At 62.4% G+C, this 19015-nt stretch carries 17 protein-coding genes, 2 tRNA genes and 1 pseudogene; 9 read left to right on the top strand and 11 right to left on the bottom strand.

All coding sequences use genetic code 11. The annotated features are described in order from the left end of the window. Window positions 1–49: 49 nt before the first annotated feature. From ruvB to IAE33_RS12040, 8 genes are all read right to left on the bottom strand, one after another. Window positions 50–1096: a Holliday junction branch migration DNA helicase RuvB gene (gene ruvB, locus IAE33_RS12075; protein ID WP_201163669.1), complete on the bottom strand. Its 1047-nt coding sequence runs from the start codon at window positions 1094–1096 to the stop codon at window positions 50–52. Next, a complete protein-coding gene (gene ruvA / locus IAE33_RS12070) occupies window positions 1093–1710 on the bottom strand; it encodes a Holliday junction branch migration protein RuvA (RefSeq protein ID WP_028634601.1) in 618 nt (205 codons plus the stop codon). The genes ruvB and ruvA overlap by 4 nt, the downstream gene beginning before the upstream one ends. Before the next feature lie 109 nt (window positions 1711–1819). After that, window positions 1820–2344, bottom strand: a complete 525-nt coding sequence (gene ruvC, locus IAE33_RS12065) for a crossover junction endodeoxyribonuclease RuvC (RefSeq protein WP_028634600.1) — start codon at window positions 2342–2344, stop codon at window positions 1820–1822. Between the two features lie 153 nt (window positions 2345–2497). Further along, window positions 2498–3244, bottom strand: a complete 747-nt coding sequence (locus IAE33_RS12060; protein ID WP_028634599.1) for a YebC/PmpR family DNA-binding transcriptional regulator — start codon at window positions 3242–3244, stop codon at window positions 2498–2500. 108 nt (window positions 3245–3352) lie between these two features. Then, window positions 3353–5128, bottom strand: coding sequence for an aspartate--tRNA ligase (gene aspS, locus IAE33_RS12055; RefSeq protein ID WP_201163668.1), 1776 nt, complete (start codon window positions 5126–5128; stop codon window positions 3353–3355). Between the two features lie 93 nt (window positions 5129–5221). Continuing rightward, window positions 5222–5443: an FmdB family zinc ribbon protein gene (locus IAE33_RS12050; protein ID WP_003254776.1), complete on the bottom strand. Its 222-nt coding sequence runs from the start codon at window positions 5441–5443 to the stop codon at window positions 5222–5224. A 92-nt stretch (window positions 5444–5535) separates the two neighbouring features. Then, on the bottom strand, window positions 5536–5865 hold the full coding sequence (locus IAE33_RS12045; RefSeq protein ID WP_201163667.1) for a ribbon-helix-helix domain-containing protein: 330 nt from the start codon (window positions 5863–5865) through the stop codon (window positions 5536–5538). Window positions 5866–6004: 139 nt separating this feature from the next. Further along, entirely contained in the window at window positions 6005–6478 is a 474-nt protein-coding gene (locus IAE33_RS12040; protein ID WP_060482094.1) for a Dps family protein, read from the bottom strand. A 277-nt stretch (window positions 6479–6755) separates the two neighbouring features. Between IAE33_RS12040 and IAE33_RS24800 the strand changes: the two genes are divergently transcribed. Beyond that, window positions 6756–7349 (top strand): cold-shock protein, encoded by a 594-nt coding sequence (locus IAE33_RS24800; RefSeq protein ID WP_201163666.1) that lies wholly within the window; start codon window positions 6756–6758, stop codon window positions 7347–7349. Between the two features lie 52 nt (window positions 7350–7401). On the opposite strand, the gene IAE33_RS12030 is transcribed toward IAE33_RS24800, so the two are convergent. Beyond that, window positions 7402–7608: a SlyX family protein gene (locus IAE33_RS12030; RefSeq protein WP_201163665.1), complete on the bottom strand. Its 207-nt coding sequence runs from the start codon at window positions 7606–7608 to the stop codon at window positions 7402–7404. Next, on the bottom strand, window positions 7598–8029 hold the full coding sequence (locus IAE33_RS12025; protein WP_201163664.1) for an HIT domain-containing protein: 432 nt from the start codon (window positions 8027–8029) through the stop codon (window positions 7598–7600). The genes IAE33_RS12030 and IAE33_RS12025 overlap by 11 nt, the downstream gene beginning before the upstream one ends. A gap of 597 nt (window positions 8030–8626) precedes the next feature. Between IAE33_RS12025 and IAE33_RS12020 the strand changes: the two genes are divergently transcribed. The 3 genes from IAE33_RS12020 (at window position 8627) to IAE33_RS12010 (ending at window position 12741) form a co-directional block, all read left to right on the top strand. After that, complete coding sequence (locus tag IAE33_RS12020; RefSeq protein WP_028634592.1) at window positions 8627–9898, top strand: OprD family porin; 1272 nt, start codon at window positions 8627–8629, stop codon at window positions 9896–9898. Between the two features lie 153 nt (window positions 9899–10051). Further along, complete coding sequence (locus tag IAE33_RS12015; RefSeq protein WP_201163663.1) at window positions 10052–11767, top strand: proline--tRNA ligase; 1716 nt, start codon at window positions 10052–10054, stop codon at window positions 11765–11767. A gap of 20 nt (window positions 11768–11787) precedes the next feature. Beyond that, on the top strand, window positions 11788–12741 hold the full coding sequence (locus tag IAE33_RS12010) for a hypothetical protein (protein ID WP_201163662.1): 954 nt from the start codon (window positions 11788–11790) through the stop codon (window positions 12739–12741). A 64-nt stretch (window positions 12742–12805) separates the two neighbouring features. Here IAE33_RS12010 and dinB read toward each other — a convergent pair whose 3' ends face one another. Continuing rightward, window positions 12806–13864 (bottom strand): DNA polymerase IV, encoded by a 1059-nt coding sequence (dinB, locus tag IAE33_RS12005; protein WP_201163725.1) that lies wholly within the window; start codon window positions 13862–13864, stop codon window positions 12806–12808. A gap of 220 nt (window positions 13865–14084) precedes the next feature. On the opposite strand from dinB, the gene IAE33_RS12000 reads away from it, so the two are divergent. The 5 genes and pseudogenes from IAE33_RS12000 to IAE33_RS11980 form a co-directional block, all read left to right on the top strand. Beyond that, a tRNA-Met gene (locus tag IAE33_RS12000) sits at window positions 14085–14161 on the top strand. Window positions 14162–14294: 133 nt separating this feature from the next. Then, window positions 14295–14371, top strand: a tRNA-Met gene (locus IAE33_RS11995). Window positions 14372–14627: 256 nt separating this feature from the next. Further along, the gene (gene mprF, locus IAE33_RS11990) at window positions 14628–17270 is read left to right on the top strand and encodes a bifunctional lysylphosphatidylglycerol flippase/synthetase MprF (protein WP_028634588.1); all 2643 of its coding nucleotides are present in this window, start codon (window positions 14628–14630) and stop codon (window positions 17268–17270) included. Further along, complete coding sequence (locus IAE33_RS11985; RefSeq protein ID WP_201163661.1) at window positions 17270–18562, top strand: virulence factor family protein; 1293 nt, start codon at window positions 17270–17272, stop codon at window positions 18560–18562. Before mprF ends, IAE33_RS11985 begins: the two co-directional genes overlap by 1 nt. 205 nt (window positions 18563–18767) lie before the next feature. Then, window positions 18768–18938 (top strand): annotated as a pseudogene (locus tag IAE33_RS11980) (putrescine ABC transporter permease PotI); the annotation flags it as partial. Window positions 18939–19015: the final 77 nt, after the last annotated feature.

The following is a 19015-nucleotide window of genomic DNA, read 5'->3' as shown; positions in this document are numbered from 1 at the left end:
CCCATGCAGCCTGCCAGCGGTAGGACCACGAAAAGCCGTTTTCGATCTGTCATTCATCGCCCGTTTGGGAAAAAACGGCGCCCTCCCCCAGCTGCCCCGGCACGTCGAGGCCGAAATGCAGGTAGGCATGACGGGTGACCACACGCCCGCGTGGTGTGCGCATGATGTAGCCCTGCTGGATCAGGTAGGGTTCGAGCACGTCCTCGATGGTGTGGCGTTCTTCGCTGATGGCGGCCGCCAGGTTGTCGACCCCCACCGGGCCACCGTCGAACTTCTCGATCATGGTCAACAACAGGCGACGGTCGGAATGATCGAAGCCGCGCTCGTCCACATCCAGCAGGTTCAGCGCCATGTCGGCCACCGCCTTGGTGATCTGGCCCTTGCCCCGCACTTCGGCATAGTCGCGCACCCGACGCAGCAAGCGGTTGGCAATACGCGGGGTGCCGCGCGCACGGCGGGCGATCTCATAGGCGCCGAGGTCTTCGATGACCAGGCCCAGAATGCTTGCCGAGCGGCTGACGATGGTCGCCAGGTCCTTGTCGCTGTAGAACTCCAGGCGCTGGACGATACCGAAGCGGTCGCGCAACGGGTTGGTGAGCATGCCCGCACGGGTCGTGGCGCCGACCAGGGTGAACGGTGGCAGGTCGAGCTTGATGGACCGCGCGGCAGGCCCCTCCCCGATCATGATATCGAGCTGAAAGTCTTCCATGGCCGGGTACAGCACTTCTTCGACGACGGGTGACAGCCGGTGGATTTCGTCGATGAACAGAACGTCATGGGGCTCCAGGTTGGTAAGCATCGCGGCCAGGTCCCCAGGCCGCTCGAGGATAGGCCCAGAGGTGCTCTTGACCGACACACCCATCTCATGGGCGATGATGTTGGCCAGGGTGGTCTTGCCCAGACCCGGGGGGCCGAAGATCAGCGTGTGGTCAAGCGATTCGCTGCGCCCCCGTGCGGCTTGGATGAACAGTGCCATCTGCTCGCGCACTACCGGCTGGCCGATGTACTCCTCCAGGCGTAACGGCCGGATCGCGCGGTCTTGCACTTCTTCGCGGTCGCGGCCACTGGCGGCGATCAGGCGGTCGGCTTCGATCACTTGGTAATCATCCCCTTGAGGCTGCGACGGATCAGCTCTTCACTGCTCAGGCTGGCCTTGTCCTTGATGGCCCCAATGGCCTTGCTCGCCTCTTGCGGCTTGTAGCCCAGCGAAACGAGGGCGCTGACGGCGTCGGCTTCAGCGGTTGATTCACTGGCCACCGGCAACGGCCCGTCCGATACCAGGGTGAACATGGCCGGGGACGTTTCCCAAGCCTTGAAGCGGTCCTTGAGCTCGACCAGCAGGCGCTCGGCGGTTTTTTTGCCGACGCCCGGTACGCGCACCAGTGCCGAGGTGTCCTGGGCCTGTACGCAGCGCACCAGCTCGTCGACTTCCAGGCCCGACATCAGCGCCAGTGCCAGCTTGGGCCCTACGCCGTTGAGGCGGATGAGTTCACGGAACAACTCGCGCTCGCGCTTTTCGGCGAACCCGTAAAGCAGGTGGGCGTCCTCGCGCACCACCAGGTGGGTGTGCACGGTCACCGGCTCGCCAACCTTTGGCAGGCGATACAGGGTGGTCATGGGCACTTCCAGCTCGTAGCCCACGCCATTGACGTCGATAATCAGGTGCGGGGGCTGCTTTTCCGCCAGAGTGCCGCGCAATCTTCCAATCACGTTCCGATCCTTATTCTCGGGGAGCCGGTCGCAGACCGCTCAACCCTATCAGCAAATGCGGCGGGTGAACGCGCCACCCGCACATAATGTGTATCAGCGCATGAAGCGCCTACAGACGCAAGCGCCCGCCGCGCCGGCGCGCCGTGGCCAGGCCGTGGGGCACCAGGCTGGAACGGGTGTGGGCGTGGCACAAGGCGATGGCCAGGGCATCGGAGGCGTCGATCTGCGGTTTTTGCGTGAGCTTGAGCAGGTGCATGACCATCATCATCACCTGCTCTTTGTTGGCGCCGCCGGTGCCGGCCACGGCCTGCTTGACCTGGGTGGCACTGTACTCGGCGATCTCAAGGCCCGCCTCGGCGGCCGCCACGATCGCAGCCCCCCGGGCTTGGCCCAGCTTGAGCGCCGAGTCGGCATTGCGGGCCATGAACACCCGCTCGATGCCCATGGTCACCGGGCCGTGCTGGGCGATGACTTCACTGACCCCGCGAAACACGATCTGCAACCGCTCATGCAGCTCGCCGCTGCCGGTGCGGATGCAGCCTGACGCCACATACTCGCAGCCGCGGGCGGTCTGGCGCACCACGCCGTAACCGGTGATGCGCGAGCCGGGGTCGATACCTAGAATCAGAGTCATAGCGCCTGTCGAAAAAATGATGCATTGCTGCAAACGGTACGGCCCTTTCGCGGCGGTACGGCGCAGCGAGTCTATCGGAGCGCCGTACCGCCGCGAAAGGGCCGGTGCTAGCAAAGAAAAGCCTGGATGCCTGGTTGGAGCTACCAGAACACCCTAGCCGAGGTTTTCCATGATCTCGTCGGAGATCTGCGCATTGGAATAGACGTTCTGCACGTCGTCCAGGTCTTCGAGCATGTCGATCAGCTTGAGTACCTTTTCAGCGCCATCCTGGTCCAGCTCGGCGCTGGTGGTCGGCTGCATGACGATTTCCGCATCCGCCGCCTTGAAACCGGCCTCTTCCAGCGCATTGCGCACGGCATAGAAGCTGTTGAACGACGTAAACACCTCGAACGAGCCATCATCGTTGGCTACCACGTCGTCGGCATCGGCCTCCATTGCAGCTTCCATCAGGGCATCTTCGTCTACCCCCGGGGCGAAACTGATCTGGCCCTTGCGCTCGAACAGATACGCCACCGAACCGTCGGTGCCCAGGTTGCCCCCGCACTTGGTGAAGGCATGGCGCACAGCCGCAGCCGTGCGGTTGCGGTTGTCGGTCATGGCTTCGACCATGATCGCCACGCCGCCTGGGCCGTAACCTTCGTAGCTGAGCTCCTCGACGTTGTCGCTTTCGTTGGTACCGGCACCACGTGCCACGGCGCGATCAATAATGTCGCGGCTCATGTTGGCACCCAGGGCCTTGTCCAGCGCCAGGCGCAGGCGCGGGTTGGAGGCCGCGTCCGGGCCGCCCTGCTTGGCAGCGACGGTCAGCTCACGGATCCACTTGGTGAAGACCTTGCCTCTCTTGGCATCCTGGCGCTCTTTGCGGTGCTTGATGTTCGCCCACTTGGAATGGCCTGCCATAACGACTCCCGATCCTTGAAACAGAAACAGGTTCCGCCCCGAAGGGCGGAACATGGAAAGACTGCGCCGAAGCGCATGGGCGCATCCGCCGGATACGCCCGGGGCCGATTACTCGACCTTGGTCTGCTCGCGCAGACGGATGTGCAGCTCGCGCAGGGCCTTGGCATCGACCAGGCCTGGGGCCTGGGTCATGACGCACGCGGCACTCTGGGTTTTCGGGAAGGCGATCACTTCACGAATCGACTGGGCACCAGTCATCAACATGACCAGGCGGTCCAGACCGAAGGCCAGGCCGCCGTGGGGCGGTGCACCGAACTTCAGGGCATCGAGCAGGAAGCCGAACTTCTCTTCCTGTTCCGCCGCTTCGATACCCAGCAGGCGGAACACAGCCTGCTGCATTTCCTTGCGGTGGATACGGATGGAACCGCCACCCAGCTCAGTGCCGTTGAGCACCATGTCGTAGGCGCGGGACAGGGCCGTGGCGGGGTTGGCCTCGAGCTCCTGCGGGGAGCACTTCGGCGCGGTGAACGGGTGGTGCAACGCCGTGAAGCTGCCGTCTTCGTTCTCTTCGAACATCGGGAAGTCGACGACCCACATCGGTGCCCACTCGCAGGTGAACAGCTCGAAGTCGTGACCCAGGCGGATACGCAGCGCGCCCAGGGCCTCGCTGACGATCTTGAACTTGTCTGCACCGAAGAACACGATGTCGCCGTCTACAGCGCCGACGCGGTCGAGGATAGTGTTGAGGTTGGCCTCGGGGATGTTCTTGACGATCGGCGACTGCAGGCCCTCGACCCCTTTGGCGCGCTCGTTGACCTTGATGTAGGCAAGGCCGCGGGCACCATAGATGCCGACGAACTTGGTGTACTCGTCGATCTTGCTGCGCGGCATGCTGGCGCCGCCTGGCAGGCGCAGGGCGGTGACGCGGCATTTCGGATCGTTGGCCGGGCCGGCGAACACCTTGAAGTCGACGTCCTTGAGCTGGTCGGCAACATCGACCAGTTCCAGCGGGATACGCAGGTCTGGCTTGTCGGAGCCGTAGCGGCGCATGGCTTCTTCGAAGGTCATGTGCGGGAAATCGCCGAACTCCAGGTCCAGCACTTCCTTGAACAGCTTGCGGATCATGCTCTCGGTCAGGCCCATGATCTCGGACTCGTCCAGGAAGCTGGTCTCGATGTCGATCTGGGTGAATTCCGGCTGGCGATCTGCGCGCAGGTCTTCGTCACGGAAGCACTTGGCGATCTGGTAGTAGCGGTCGAAGCCGGCCACCATCAGCAGTTGCTTGAACAGTTGCGGCGACTGTGGCAGGGCAAAGAAGCTGCCGGCGTGGGTACGGCTTGGCACCAGGTAGTCACGCGCGCCTTCTGGGGTGGCACGGGTGAGGATCGGGGTTTCCACATCCAGGAAGCCGTTTTCGTCGAGGAAGCGGCGGATGCTGCTGGTGATGCGCGAGCGCAGGCGCAGCTTGTCGGCCATTTCCGGGCGACGCAGGTCGATGAAGCGATAGCGCAGGCGGGTTTCTTCGCCCACGTCGGAGTATTCGTTCAACGGGAACGGCGGGGTTTCGGCTTCGTTCAGCACATTGAGCTGATAACCGAGGATTTCGATGGCGCCGGACGCCATGTTGGCATTGACCGCACCGTCAGGGCGCTTGCGCACCTTGCCGGTGACCTGCACGACGTACTCGCTGCGCACGCGGTCAGCAGCGGCGAAGGTGTCGGCGCGGTCCGGGTCGAACACGACCTGGGCCATGCCCTCGCGGTCACGGATGTCGAGGAAGATCACCCCGCCGTGGTCCCGGCGACGATGGACCCAGCCGCAAAGGGTGACTTCCTGGCCGTCCAGGCTCTCGTTCAGTTGGCCGCAATAATGGCTGCGCATCATGATGGTGGTTTCGCTTCTCGTGATTCGTGTATTCGGTGGAGGCCTTGGCCGCCCGGAGGGCTAATACTGCAAGACCCGGTCACAGCATTCAACTCAGTCGGCCTTGTCGCCGCCTGCCAGGTTCTTCTTGGCGCCAGTCTTGAAGTCGGTTTCGTACCAGCCGTTACCGCTGAGGCGGAAACCGGGTACCGACAGCAACTTCTTCAGCGCCGGGGCCTGACATGCCGGGCAGTCGGTAAGCGGCGCGGCGCTGATTTTCTGCAGCACCTCCATGCGGTGCTCGCAGGACGCACATTGATAGTCATAAAGGGGCATGGGTGTCTCTCGTCAACCACAACGCTGGCTGCCGGGGCAGCAAAAAGCGGGATTATATATGGTTAACCGACACTGCGCAGCCCGCCGGGCGATCAGTGCGCAGCTGGCGGGTCCTGCAGCCATGCCACACAGATCACGCGGATGAGGCCACTGAAGTTGCGCACCCCACCCTGGCGCAGGTGTATTTCGCGGTCCACGTAGGACAGTACCGCGCTGACCGAGCAGTGGTTCACCGCAGCGATGCGCTCCAGGATGCTCCAGTACACCGCCTCCAGGCGCAGGCAGGTTGAAAACCCGTTCAACCGTACCGAGCGGGACACGGGCTGTGTCTGCAGCATGTCGAAGTCGGCCTTGAAGGGGTCGATGCACTGCTTGCCAGGCCAACGCCCCTGGCCTGTCGTACGTTTGCTCGCGCGGGTCATCTGCCACACCTCCTCGTATCAGGTACCAGGGGGTGTATGAAGCGCCGTTCGGTCGGCACTGAGCAGCGGCAAAGCCTTCCCGCACAAACCACAAAGGCCCGGCCGGTTACCCGGGCCGGGCCTTCGCATACAGTGCCTGCTACTTGCCGTCGAGCAGCACTCGCAACATCCAGGCGGTTTTTTCGTGAACCTGCATGCGCTGGGTCAGCAGGTCGGCGGTGGGTTCGTCACTGACCTTGTCCACCACCGGGAAGATGCTGCGCGCCGTGCGCACCACGGTTTCCTGCCCCTGTACCAACTGGCGGATCATTTCATCGGCATGGGGCACCCCTTCCTCCTCCTCGATCGAGGAGTGGCGGGCATAAAATGCATACGAACCGGGTGCCGGAAAGCCCAGTGCACGGATACGCTCGGCGATGGAGTCGACTGCCAGCGCCAGCTCGTTGTATTGCTCTTCGAACATCAGGTGCAAGGTACGGAATGATGGCCCGGTGACGTTCCAGTGAAAATTATGGGTTTTCAGATACAGCACGTACGTGTCCGACAACAGGCGGGACAGCCCATCGACGATGGACTTGCGATCTGCTTCATTGATGCCGATATCGATTGCCATGACGTTCCCCTTCTGAAAGCTTGAGACCCAAACGGGTGCCGACCACTGTAGCAATACCTGGGGCGTTGCGCCTGTGACAAGGCGTTGCAGGCCACCCGCGAACGCCCTGCGGTTTGAGTACCCTGCGGCTTTACTGTTAAATAGGCAGCGTGCCACCCGTGCGGACTGCAATTGCCGGGTGCATAGGCTGTGGGTCATGTGTTCGCGCTCTACATCTCATGCGCACCGTGCCGCCAGCTCTCCCCGTGATCAGCTTTATCAACTGTGAGCCAATCCCATGTTCAAGATCGTCCATCTGGTGACGGGCGTGGCAGCGCTGCTGCTATCGTTCATGCCCAGCCTGAAAACCGAAGCCATACCCTTCCTGCAACAACCCGACGCGGTGTACCTGGCCCTGCTCGGCCTGCTCAACCTGGTACTGGCACCGGTGGTACCGCTGTACTACCGCGGCGCCAGGCAACAACTGCAATACCTGGCCTGCGCTTTGCTGGTGGTAGCGGTGGTGCTGCAAACCCTGACCCTGCTGGCGCGCCCGGAAATGGGCAACCTGGCGGCGTTGGTCTGTGCATCGCTGGCTGTACTGCTGCACCTGGTGGCGGGTTTCGCCCAAAGCCCGCGCAAGGCGCGTGCAACCCAGCACAGCGCACCCGATGCGGGCAACCGGGATACCGGCACCGTGAAGTGGTTCAACACCTCCAAAGGCTTCGGCTTTATCTCCCGGGATTCCGGCGACGATATTTTCGTGCACTTTCGCGCCATTCGCGGTGAGGGCCACCGCATTCTGGTGGAGGGCCAGCGCGTCGAGTTTTCCGTGATGCACCGCGACAAAGGCCTGCAGGCCGAGGACGTGGTGGCGGTGAACCGCCGCTGAACGCCGCACCACCAGCGGGCCGGTTACCGGCCCGACAGGTACCCCGCCGCCCTTAGTAATGAGGCGGCGGCGCCTCCTCACCCTCACTGCCGTACTGCCCTACCATTTCCTCGTAACGCTTGAGCAGCTCGGCCATCTGCAGCTGCAGCCGCTCGATCACCCGCCCCTGCTCCACCACCACGTCATTGAGCGCCTGGATGGTGTCATCCTGAAACGCCTGACGGGTTTCCAGCTCGACCATCCGCTGCTCAAGCGACATCGGCGGCCTCCTTGAAGCCTTCCAGCTGCAAAGCCCGCACGCGCTGGCGAACCACTTGCACCTGCTCGTCGCTGTAGCTCACCGCCGGGCACTTGCCCCAAACCGGTGCCGGCCAGGCCGCATCGCCCTGCATGCGCACGATCACATGCATGTGCAACTGGCTGACCACGTTACCCAGGGTGGCGACATTCATCTTGTCTGCGCCATAGCTGGCTTTGAGCGCGACGGCCAACTGGGTGGTTTCTTGCCACAGCTGGTGTTGCTCTGCGGCGTCCAGGTCGAAAAGCTCACTGACGCCCGGGCGTTTTGGCACCAGGATGAACCACGGATAGTTGGCATCCTTGCTCAGCAGCAGCTGGCACAGCGCGAAGTCACCCAGCACCACCGTATCGAGTTGCAAACGCGAATCAAGAACAAACAAAGTGAACCTCCTCCAAGCGGATACAGCGGTTACAACGCAAAAAAAAGCCGTCATCAGAATACGCTGCACGACCCCGGTAACACAGCGCTACTTTTCGCACCAAAATGACGCCTCCTGCACACGGTCTGACACAAACGAAGGCCACAATTGACTCTGGATTAACAAATCGCGGTAACACATTGACTTTGATAGCAAGCTAGCGGGTTTGCCACGTGGGTTTACACAGGCACACCATCAGACAGCCCACACCCCGTGTTTTCAGGACCTCGGCGGTGGTCGCCCGCGGCAAATGTGAAAATTTCATCAACAGGGGCAAATATGAGCACGCTTGTTGCATTGCTCTGACGCCAAGTCGGCATGACTACTGCAATACCCGGGTTACCAAGGCTATGTGTGAAAAGCTGCGGATTACGACCTGAAAATGCCCGACAGCGACGTGGAAAAAAAGTTCCGTAAAGAGTGCTTATTGCCATATCGCCAACGTCAGTCAGCGTGCTATATCTTTTCGCCGACATAACAAGAAAGAGCTGCACCCGATAACTAGAACACCTGGATGCAGCGGTACTCTTCCTAAAAAAACCAAAGGAGCAAATCACGATGCGCGTGATGAAGTGGAGCATGATCGCCCTGGCCGTTTCGGCGGGGTCCTCGCAGATGGCACTGGCCTCTTCGCAGGATGAGTCCAAAGGTTTTGTTGAAGACAGCAAGCTGAGCGTCAAAACTCGCATGCTGTATTTCAGCCGTGATTTCCGCAACAACCAGGGCGGCCAAAGCCGCCGCGAAGAAACCGGCCTCGGTTTCGTCGGCACCTACGAGTCGGGCTTCACCCAGGGCACCGTAGGTGTAGGCCTGGACGCCATCGGCATGCTGGGCCTGAAACTGGACAGCGGCAAAGGCCGCGCCGGCACCGGCCTGTTCCCGACGGGCTCCGACGGCCGCTCGCAGGATGACTACTCCAAGGGCGGCGGCGCGGTGAAATTCCGCATTTCCGACACCGTGCTGAAAGTCGGCGACCAGTTCACTGCGCTGCCCGTCTTCGCAACCGATGACAGCCGCCTGCTGCCTGAAATCGCCCAAGGTGCATTGCTCACCAGCAACGACATCAAAGGCCTGACCCTGCACGCCGGCCGCTTCACCAGCCTGACCGGCCAGGAGCAGACCAACCGTGACAGCCTGCGCCTGAAGGAAGCCGATGTATTCGGTGGTACCTACGCCTTCACCGACAGCCTGTCCACCAGCCTGTACTACTCCAAGGTCGAAGACTACTGGCGCAAATACTACGCCAACGTCAACTGGGCGCTGCCGCTGTCCGACAAGCAAGGCCTGGTGTTCGACTTCAACTTCTACGACACCAAGAGCGACGGCCAAGGCCTGCAGCGCGCCGAAAAAGACGGCGTGACCAAGCTCGACAACCGTGCCTTCAGCCTGTCCGGCGCGTACAACATCGGCGCGCACACCTTCACCCTGGCCTACCAGAAAGTGACCGGTGACGGCGACTATGGCTACGGCGTAGACGGCGGTGGCACCGTGTTCCTGGCCAACTCCGTGGCGCGTTCCGACTTCAACGCCGAAGGCGAGAAGTCCTGGCAGGCCCGCTACGACCTGAACTTTGCCGAGTACGGCATCCCAGGCCTGAGCTTCATGACTCGCTACGTGCGCGGTACCGGTGCAGACACCGGCACCACCAGCAATGGCAAGGAATGGGAACGCGACATCGACATCAAGTACGTGCTGCAGGAAGGCCCGGCCAAGGACCTCAGCTTCCGCGTACGTCAGGCCACCTACCGCTCTTCCGATGGCGTCTACTACGGCTCCCCATCGCTGGACGAACTGCGCCTGATCGTGGAGTACCCGCTGAGCATCCTGTAAGCCTGGCTTGCAGTGCCCCGCACTTGAAAAGCCCGGCGATCACGCCGGGCTTTTTCTTTGGCTGACAACAGCGGCGCCCTGGGGCATCCTGTACGCCTTCGTTTCACCCCCGTACAATGCGGGGCTATTTCAACGTATTAGACACGGCTAACCATGCGCACCAGTCAATATTTGCTCGCCACCCAGAAAGAAACCCCTGCCGACGCAGTGGTCATCAGCCATCAGCTCATGCTGCGTGCCGGCATGATCCGCAAACTGGCCTCCGGCCTGTACACCTGGCTGCCGATGGGCCTGCGGGTCATGCGCAAGGTCGAGAACGTGGTGCGCGAGGAAATGAACGCAGCCGGCGCACTGGAAGTGCTGATGCCCAGCATCCAGCCCGCCGAACTGTGGCAGGAATCCGGCCGCTGGGAGCAGTACGGCCCCGAGCTGCTGCGGGTCAAGGACCGTCACCAGCGTGAGTTCTGCGTGGGCCCTACCCACGAAGAGGTCATCACCGACCTGGCCCGCAATGAGCTGTCCAGCTATAAACAGCTGCCGCTGAACATGTACCAGATCCAGACCAAGTTCCGTGACGAGATCCGCCCGCGCTTCGGCCTGATGCGCGGCCGCGAGTTCATCATGAAGGACGCCTACTCGTTCCATGCCGACCAGGGCTCCCTGCAGGAGACCTACGACCGCATGCACCAGGCGTACACCAATGTGTTCACCCGCCTGGGCCTGGATTTCCGCCCTGTGCAGGCCGACACCGGCTCCATCGGCGGCAGCTACTCGCACGAATTCCACGTGCTGGCCGAGTCGGGTGAAGACGATGTGATCTTCAGCGACAGCTCCGACTACGCCGCCAACATCGAGAAGGCCGAGGCCATGCCGCGGGAAACCGTGCGCCCCGCCCCTACCGAAGAGCTGCGCCTGGTCGATACGCCCGATGCCAAGACCATTGCCCAGCTGGTTGAAAACTTCGGCCTGCCGATCGAGAAAACCGTCAAGACCTTGATCGTACGTGGCTCCGAAGAGGGCAAGCTGGTCGCCCTGGTCGTGCGTGGTGACCACGAGCTCAACGAAATCAAGGCCGCCAAGCTGGAGCAGGTGGCTGACCCGCTGGTCATGGCACCCGATGCCGACCTGCGTGACGCCATTGGCGCCGGCGCCGGCTCGCTCGGCCCGATGAACCTGCCGCTGGAGTGCGTGATCGACCGCTCGGTGGCCCTGATGAGCGACTTCGGCATCGGCGCCAACATCGACGACAAGCACTACTTCGGCGTGAACTGGGAACGCGACCTGCCAGTACCTCAGGTGGCCGACCTGCGTAACGTGGTCGAAGGCGACCCAAGCCCGGACGGCCAAGGCACGCTGGTGATCAAGCGCGGTATCGAAGTGGGCCATATCTTCCAGCTGGGCACCAAGTACAGCGAGGCGCTCAAGTGCCAGGTACTGGGTGAAAACGGCAAGCCAGTGGTGCTGTCCATGGGCTGCTACGGCATTGGTGTATCCCGTGTGGTGGCCGCTGCCATCGAGCAGAACCACGACGACAAGGGCATTATCTGGAACGATGCGCTGGCGCCCTTCCAGATCGCCCTGGTACCGCTGCGTTATGAGACCGAGGTTGTTCGCGAGGCGACCGACAAGCTGTATGCCGAGCTGACCGCTGCCGGTTACGAAGTGCTGCTGGACGACCGGGACAAGAAGACCAGCCCCGGCATCAAGTTCGCCGACATGGAACTGATCGGTATTCCGCACCGCATCGTGGTCAGTGACCGCGGCCTGGCTGATGGCAACCTGGAATACAAGCACCGGACAGAGCAGGATGCCCAGGCGTTGCCGCTCAACGAGGTGCTGACCTTCCTGCAGACCCGCGTTCGCCGCTGATAACCAATGCCCGAGTGATCATGTCAAAGCGAAGTACCTTCAACCTGACGGGCGCCGCACTCTGCGGCGCCCTGCTCGTCAGCGGCTGCGCCAACCAGATGCCCCAGCGTAGCGACCATGAGGAGCGCGTGGAGCGCAAGCTGCTCGAGCACACCTTGCAAATCGATGTTGGCGAGCCAGAGGTCATGGAGCTGCCGCAGCGACGTGTGCGCGTGCACGAGCAGAAGCGTTTTGAAGTCACCGAATACGAAGTGACCCGTCACTACGACCGCTATACGCCCTACCAGCCATGGCGGGAAATCTACGAAATCCCGCTTGGCGCTGTTGCGGTGGTGGCAGGCGTTGGGGCAAACGTGGTCAACGTCTTCGCCTTGGGCAACCTGCCGCAAAGTGTCACCCATGACTGGCTGAGCTACGGCGTGGACGGCCTCAACCCGTTCATGAACGTGGCGTCCAATGGCCGCGCCCAGCAGAACCTTGCGGGTATCAGCGAAGTGCAGAAAGCCAAGCGCGAAGAGGCCACGAGCATGCCGTGGAGCGAGCGCCTGGTCGAGGTGAAAGCGGGCAAGATGACCCACGAACTCACCACCGACCGCAATGGCATGTTGCGCTTGAACCTGCTGGACACTCCGTTCTCCGAACAGAACCTCAACCACGTTGGCACACTGCATCTACAGGTAGTGGATGAAGACAACGCGGTACGCGGTGATGCCAGCCTGTTGGTCAGCGCCACGCTGCGCAACAAGTTGCGCGAAGCCCACGAGCTGATTTTCGACGACCTCGAAGACGACGATGTCGGGCAATGGGTGCATCGGGTCAAACGCCTGTCAGAGCTGGGCCTGGAAGAGGAAGCCAGCGAAATGGAGCAAAGCCTGATCGAGCTCACGCGCAACGACCCGGAGCTGCAACAGGAGTTTCTCAAGTCGTTGACCAAGGCAACCGGCCGGCTGGTGGCCGACCCAGGCGCGCACTGACCCATTGATCCACTGGCAAAATGCGCCTTCTTTATAGAAAGCGGGCGCACCGTCGCCAGGTGCGCTATTGCGGCGGGAACAACTCCATCTGTTCATGCGCCCCGCGCAGGTCACGCAACCTCACCCCTACCCCCAGCAAACGCACCGGTTTGCCACCCCTGGCGAACGCCTGCCCCAGTAACTGCCGATAACTGTCCAGGTCCCTGCCCGCCCCGGCCTGCTCCAGCGTGGTCTGGGTGAAGTCGTGAAACTTGACCTTGACGAAGGGTTTGTCCGGTCGGTAGCTGGCGTCCATTCGTTCGATGCGTGTATTCAGGCTTTCCAGCAGCTCCGGCAAGCGCGCCAGGCAACTGGCCAGGTCCGGCAGGTCGGTGTCGTAGGTGTTTTCCACGCTGACCGATTGGCGACGGCTGTCGTTATGAACAACCCGCTCGTCAATGCCTCGGGCCAACCCCCACAAGCGCTCGCCGAAACTGCCGAATTCGCGCACCAGCGCCAGGCGCGACCAGTCTCGCAGTTGCAGGCAGGTTTCAATGCCAAGGCGCGTCAGCTTCTCTGCGGTCACCTTGCCCACCCCATGCAGCCTGGCAACCGGCAATGCGGCGACAAACGCCTCGACCTCGTCGGGCGTTATCACGAACAACCCATTGGGCTTACGCCAGTCACTGGCGATCTTGGCCAGAAACTTGTTGGGCGCCACACCTGCAGAAACCGTGATATGCAGTGTGCGGGCAACACGCCGGCGAATGTCTTCAGCGATGCGCGTGGCGCTGCCGGCGTACCACTGGCTGTCACTGACGTCCAGATAGGCTTCATCAAGGGACAACGGCTCGATCAGGTCGGTGTACTCGCGGAAAATACTGTGGATTTCACGGGAAGCTTCGCGGTAGGCCTCGAAACGCGGCTTGACGATCAACAGGTCCGGGCACAGCTTGAGGGCATGGCGGGACGACATGGCCGAGCGCACACCATAGGCACGCGCCTCATAATTGCAGGTGGCGATGACCCCACGCCGCTCGGCGGAGCCACCCACTGCCATCGGCCGACCGGCCAGGCGTGGGTCGTCGCGCATCTCGATTGCTGCGTAGAAGCAGTCGCAGTCGACGTGGATGATCTTGCGCAAAGACATGGATGACCGTGAGCACTGTAAATTCATACAGATAGTAGCGCATGAGGCCTGGAGTGAAACAGCCTGTGCCCAGGGTTGCCCGATTACCGGCCTGAAAACCCCGCCACGCCTGGGGCGCTCCCCTTTCACGGCTGCTAAGAGTTTGAACGGGAAAGGTTTTTTTAGAATAAAGCTTGACACTGCCAGGGAAATCCGTAGAATTCGATCTCACAGGCGCGGGATGGAGCAGCCTGGTAGCTCGTCGGGCTCATAACCCGAAGGTCGTCGGTTCAAATCCGGCTCCCGCAACCAGATTCGAGAGAAGGCCACTGTTAACGCAGTGGCCTTTTTCTTTGGCCCTGAGAAAGTGCGGCTAAAAAAATCAAAAGAATCAACAAGTAGCGCTTGACACCATCCATGGAAACTGTAGAATTCGCCCCACTGACGCGGGATGGAGCAGCCTGGTAGCTCGTCGGGCTCATAACCCGAAGGTCGTCGGTTCAAATCCGGCTCCCGCAACCATATCGTCAGAACAAACCCCGCCTGTTTAGCGACAGGCGGGGTTTGTTGCTTTAGCCCCCCGTATACACCGCCCGCCTTGTTTTGCTGGGGCCTGCCCAACCACAGGCTTGGCCCGCCGCCCTTAGAATGAACTATCTTTAACGCTGCCTGGCTGTTAAGCGCCTTGGGCAGGAGTAATATTGGATACGTTTTCCCAAAGGGACTTTCACTTGGCCGCACCTCTTCTTCACCTCGCGCCTGATGCACGAGGTAACCCATGACTTCGCACAACCCCGAACCCGCAGGGCCACTGGCAACCGCACTGCCAACTGCAGCGCAGCGCCTGCCTTTGCTCGAACGCATCAGCCGTTACCGCCAGCCCATTGGCCTGGCGGTGACCCTGCTGTTGTTCACCATGGCGCTGATCGCCTGCCGCCACTTGCTGAGCGAGCTGGACATCTATGCCCTGCACGACGCCATGCTGAGTGTGCCGGTGCACGCGTTGCTGGGCGCCTTGCTGGCGACCGTGGTCGGCTTTGTGATCCTGCTGGGTTACGAGTGGTCGGCCAGCCGTTACGCCGGGGTGAAATTGCCGGCAAGCAGCCTGGTGCTGGGCGGCTTCAGCGCGTTCGCGATTGGTAATGCCATTGGCCTGTCGATGCTCTCGGGCGGTTCGGTGCGTTATCGCCTCTATGCCCGTCAGGGGCTCGGTGCGGGTGAAGTGGCGCGCATGACGGTATTCGCCAGCCTTTCACTGGGCTGCGCACTGCCACCGCTGGCAGCCCTGGCCACCTTGAGCAACCTGCCCGCGGCCTCCACTGCCCTGCGTTTATCGCCCACCCTGCTGGCAGGTGTCGCCATCGCGGTGCTAGTGGCCAGCGCACTGCTGGTGGCCGGCTTGTACCGCAGGCGCCTGGCGGAGCAACCGCTGGCAGACAACCTGCTGGTGCAACTGGGCCGCCGCACCCTGCGCCTGCCGGGTGCCCGCCTGGCAGGCCTGCAGTTGCTGATCACTGCGCTGGATGTCGCCGCTGCGGCTACTGTGCTGTACCTGCTGCTGCCAGAGGCACCACCCTTCGGCGCGTTCGTCCTGGTCTACCTGCTAGCCTTGGCAGCCGGCGTGCTCAGCCACGTACCGGGAGGTGTCGGGGTATTCGAAGCGATCCTGCTGGCCGCCTTTGCCAACCAGCTGGGTGCCGCTCCGCTGGCAGCGGCCTTGCTGCTTTATCGGCTGATCTATGTGGTGCTGCCGTTGCTGGTGGCGTGCGTACTGCTGCTGGCCAATGAAGCCAAGCGCCTGCTGTTCGCCCAGCAGGCAATGAAGGCTGCATCGGGGCTGGCTGCGCCGATCCTGGCGATCATGGTGTTCATCTCCGGCGTGGTGTTGCTGTTCTCCGGCGCTACACCCGAGATTGACTCGCGCCTTGAGCACATGGGTTTCCTGATCCCTCACCGGCTGATCGACGCATCGCACTTTGGCGCCAGCCTGATTGGCGTACTGTGCCTGCTGCTGGCCCAGGGCCTGCGCCGGCGCCTGTCGGCTGCCTGGCTGTTGACCACGGTACTGCTGCTGGTGGGCTCGTTGCTGTCGCTGCTCAAGGGCTTCGACTGGGAAGAAGCGTCCCTGCTGACATTCACCGCCGCCCTGCTCGCCTTGTTCCGCCGCTCGTTCTACCGCCCAAGCCGCCTGCTGGAACTGCCGTTCTCGCCGGTGTATCTGGTCGCCAGTGCCTGCGCGGTCGGTGCTTCGGTATGGCTGCTGCTGTTCGCTTACCAGGACGTGCCGTACAGCCACCAACTGTGGTGGCAGTTCACGTTGGACGCCGATGCCCCACGCGGTCTGCGTGCGGCCATGGGCAGTGCCTTGCTGCTGGCGGCGTTGGCGCTGACCTGGCTGCTGCGTACGGCGCCACCGGTCATTCATCAGCCTGATGAAGCGGAGCTGCAGCGCGCCAACCGCATACTGCTGGCGTCGGACCAACCCGACGGGGGCCTGGCCCTGACCGGCGACAAGGCCCTGCTGTTCCACCCCCGCGACAACGCGTTTCTGATGTACGCACGCCGTGGTCGCAGCTTGGTGGCGCTGTACGACCCTATTGGCCCCGCCCAGGAACGTGCCGAAATGATCTGGCAGTTCCGTGACCTGTGCGACCTGCACCATGCCCGGCCGGTGTTCTACCAGGTGCGCGCCGAGAACCTGCCGTTCTACATGGACATTGGCCTGACCGCGTTGAAGCTGGGCGAGGAAGCCCGGGTCGACCTACGCCGCTTTGATCTCGAAGCCAAAGGCAAGGAGATGAAGGACCTGCGCTACACCTGGAACCGTGGCGGTCGTGATGGCCTGACCCTGGAAATTCACGAGCACGGCCAAGCCCCGTTGGCCGAGCTGAAGGAAATTTCGGATGCCTGGCTGACCGGCAAGAACGTGCGAGAAAAAGGCTTCTCGCTGGGGCGTTTCAGCCCGGAGTACCTGCAGCACTTCCGCATCGCCCTGATTCGCTTCCAGGGCCGGCCGGTGGCGTTTGCCAACCTGCTGGAAACCCACAGCAACGAACTGGCGAGCCTGGACCTGATGCGCGCCCACCCAGAGGCGCCGAAGCTGACCATGGAATTCATGATGATCGGCCTGATCCTGCATTACAAAAGCCATGACTACGGTCGCTTCAGCCTCGGCATGGTGCCGCTTTCCGGCCTGCAGCCGCGCCGTGGCGCGCCCCTTACCCAGCGCCTGGGTTCGATGGTGTTCCGCCGTGGCGAGCAGCTTTACAACTTCCAGGGGCTGCGCCGTTTCAAGGACAAGTTCCAACCGGACTGGGAACCCCGTTACATGGCTGTGCCAGCCGGGCTCGACCCGCTGGTGGCACTGGCCGACACTGCTGCCCTGATTGCCGGCGGCTTGACTGGATTGGTGAAACGCTGATGACCCGACGCTTTTGGCTGTACCTGCTGGTTCCTTTGCTGCTGGCCGCCCTTGGCGCCGGGTTGGCGTTCTGGCTATGGACGCGCCCAGCACCTGAGGCCCGGCTTGAACAACTGACCATTGATGGCACCAGCATCACCCGTGTTACCCCCGGGGTGCGCGCCACCGCCCGGGTCGCCATCGGTGTGCCTGAAGACCAGGCCCTGACCCACAAGCAACTGCTGGACCTGGCCCAGGCCGCAGATGCGCAACTGGTGCAGGTGACCTTGCCCGCCGCCGATTGCAGCAAGCAGCAGCAAGCGATGGACCAGGCGCTGGCCCAGTTGCCGCAGCCACCCACGTTGGTGGCCGGTATCGGGCCAGGTGCCGCACAGGCCTGGCGCTGGCTGGCCAACCAAGGCAACGACAAGGCCCGGGCTATTTCCGTTGGTTTCACGCTGGAGCAACCCGGGTGCCAGGCCCCGCTGCCTAAATCCGCCCCCCACGGCCATTGGAACGTTGCCTGGAACGACAACCCCGATGATGCCAGCGCCGCCTTCGTTCGCGACCAGGCCAACGCCGAAACCAGCATCAGCGACTACGACATTCATTTGCCACAAGTGCTCAAGGCGCAGCTGACCCAGGCGCTGGTTGGCCAGGACGGCAACGCACTGGCCATACCGGTGGTTGAAGTACCTGCCGGGCAGACGACTGACACCGTGACCCTGTTCCTTTCCGGTGACGGCGGCTGGCGCGACCTTGACCGTGATGTGGCCGGGGAAATGGCCAAGCTCGGTTACCCGGTGGTGGGCATCGACACCCTCCGCTACTACTGGCAGCACAAGACGCCGGAACAGAGCGCAGCCGACCTGTCTGAGCTCATGCATCACTACCGCCAGAAGTGGGGCACCAAGCGCTTCGTGCTGACCGGTTATTCATTTGGTGCAGACGTACTGCCGGCCATCTATAACCGCCTGCCGCCCGAGGACCAGCAACGCATCGATGCCGTTGTGCTTTTGGCCTTCGCTCGCAGTGGCAGCTTTGAGATCGAAGTTGAAGGCTGGTTGGGCAAGGAAGGCCAGGAAGCGCCTACAGGCCCGGAAATGGCAAAACTGCCAGCGGCCAAGGTGGTGTGCGTGTACGGGGTGGAAGAAACCGACGAAAGCGGTTGTACCGACAAGACGGCCGTGGGCGAGCGTTTGAAGCTGCCGGGCGGCCACCACTTTGACGAGAACTACCCGGCACTGGCCAAGCGCCTGATCGACGAGATCGAGACGCGCCAAGGCAAGTCGAGTGTGGCGGAACAGAACTGACGGGGGCGAGCGCCGCCTGCGGCGCATCGCAATGCTCATAGAGCCGCAAGTATCCAGTTGACCTGGCAGGGACCTGTGGGAGCGGCTTCAGCCGCGAACACCGGCGAAGCCGGTGCCCTACTCCGCGCTGCCTGTTTCGCGGGTAAACCCACTCCCACAAGGATTGCGCATTTTTTCTGACTAGCAGTGTGGGCGCCTCTGTGGGAGCCTGATTCTGCTGTTTGTATCGTGGGTGACCTTCTTTGTCTGGCACTTCAGCCGCCGCGCCGAAGAACGCCGCCGCAAGGCGATTCAGCAGGCCATCGAAGAAAGCGCAGGCGCCAACGCCTCGCAGCCCCAGGTGCGACGCCCAGGAAAGTTGGGCGCTTCCGCCTGATCAGGCGCTTTCTCGGGTGAACCCCTATCCTGTGGGAGCGGGTTCACCCGCGAAGCAGGCAGCGCGGTGCATGGCAC

This window comes from Pseudomonas sp. S60 (genome assembly GCF_016647865.1).
Classification (GTDB): Bacteria; Pseudomonadota; Gammaproteobacteria; order Pseudomonadales; family Pseudomonadaceae; genus Aquipseudomonas; species Aquipseudomonas parafulva.
This window is presented reverse-complemented; position numbering and strand designations above follow the sequence as displayed.

Excerpts from the sequence above, each read along its gene's own strand:
- mprF (WP_028634588.1), top strand. The coding sequence starts at position 14,628 with ATGACTTCGCACAACCCCGAACCCGCAGGGCCACTGGCAACCGCACTG.
- IAE33_RS12060 (WP_028634599.1), bottom strand. The coding sequence starts at position 3,244 with ATGGCAGGCCATTCCAAGTGGGCGAACATCAAGCACCGCAAAGAGCGC.
- IAE33_RS12020 (WP_028634592.1), top strand. The coding sequence starts at position 8,627 with ATGCGCGTGATGAAGTGGAGCATGATCGCCCTGGCCGTTTCGGCGGGG.
- IAE33_RS12045 (WP_201163667.1), bottom strand. The coding sequence starts at position 5,865 with ATGACCCGCGCGAGCAAACGTACGACAGGCCAGGGGCGTTGGCCTGGC.
- IAE33_RS12030 (WP_201163665.1), bottom strand. The coding sequence starts at position 7,608 with ATGTCGCTTGAGCAGCGGATGGTCGAGCTGGAAACCCGTCAGGCGTTT.
- IAE33_RS12040 (WP_060482094.1), bottom strand. The coding sequence starts at position 6,478 with ATGGCAATCGATATCGGCATCAATGAAGCAGATCGCAAGTCCATCGTC.
- ruvC (WP_028634600.1), bottom strand. The coding sequence starts at position 2,344 with ATGACTCTGATTCTAGGTATCGACCCCGGCTCGCGCATCACCGGTTAC.
- IAE33_RS24800 (WP_201163666.1), top strand. The coding sequence starts at position 6,756 with ATGTTCAAGATCGTCCATCTGGTGACGGGCGTGGCAGCGCTGCTGCTA.
- IAE33_RS12015 (WP_201163663.1), top strand. The coding sequence starts at position 10,052 with ATGCGCACCAGTCAATATTTGCTCGCCACCCAGAAAGAAACCCCTGCC.
- IAE33_RS12010 (WP_201163662.1), top strand. The coding sequence starts at position 11,788 with ATGTCAAAGCGAAGTACCTTCAACCTGACGGGCGCCGCACTCTGCGGC.
- aspS (WP_201163668.1), bottom strand. The coding sequence starts at position 5,128 with ATGATGCGCAGCCATTATTGCGGCCAACTGAACGAGAGCCTGGACGGC.
- IAE33_RS12050 (WP_003254776.1), bottom strand. The coding sequence starts at position 5,443 with ATGCCCCTTTATGACTATCAATGTGCGTCCTGCGAGCACCGCATGGAG.
- IAE33_RS11985 (WP_201163661.1), top strand. The coding sequence starts at position 17,270 with ATGACCCGACGCTTTTGGCTGTACCTGCTGGTTCCTTTGCTGCTGGCC.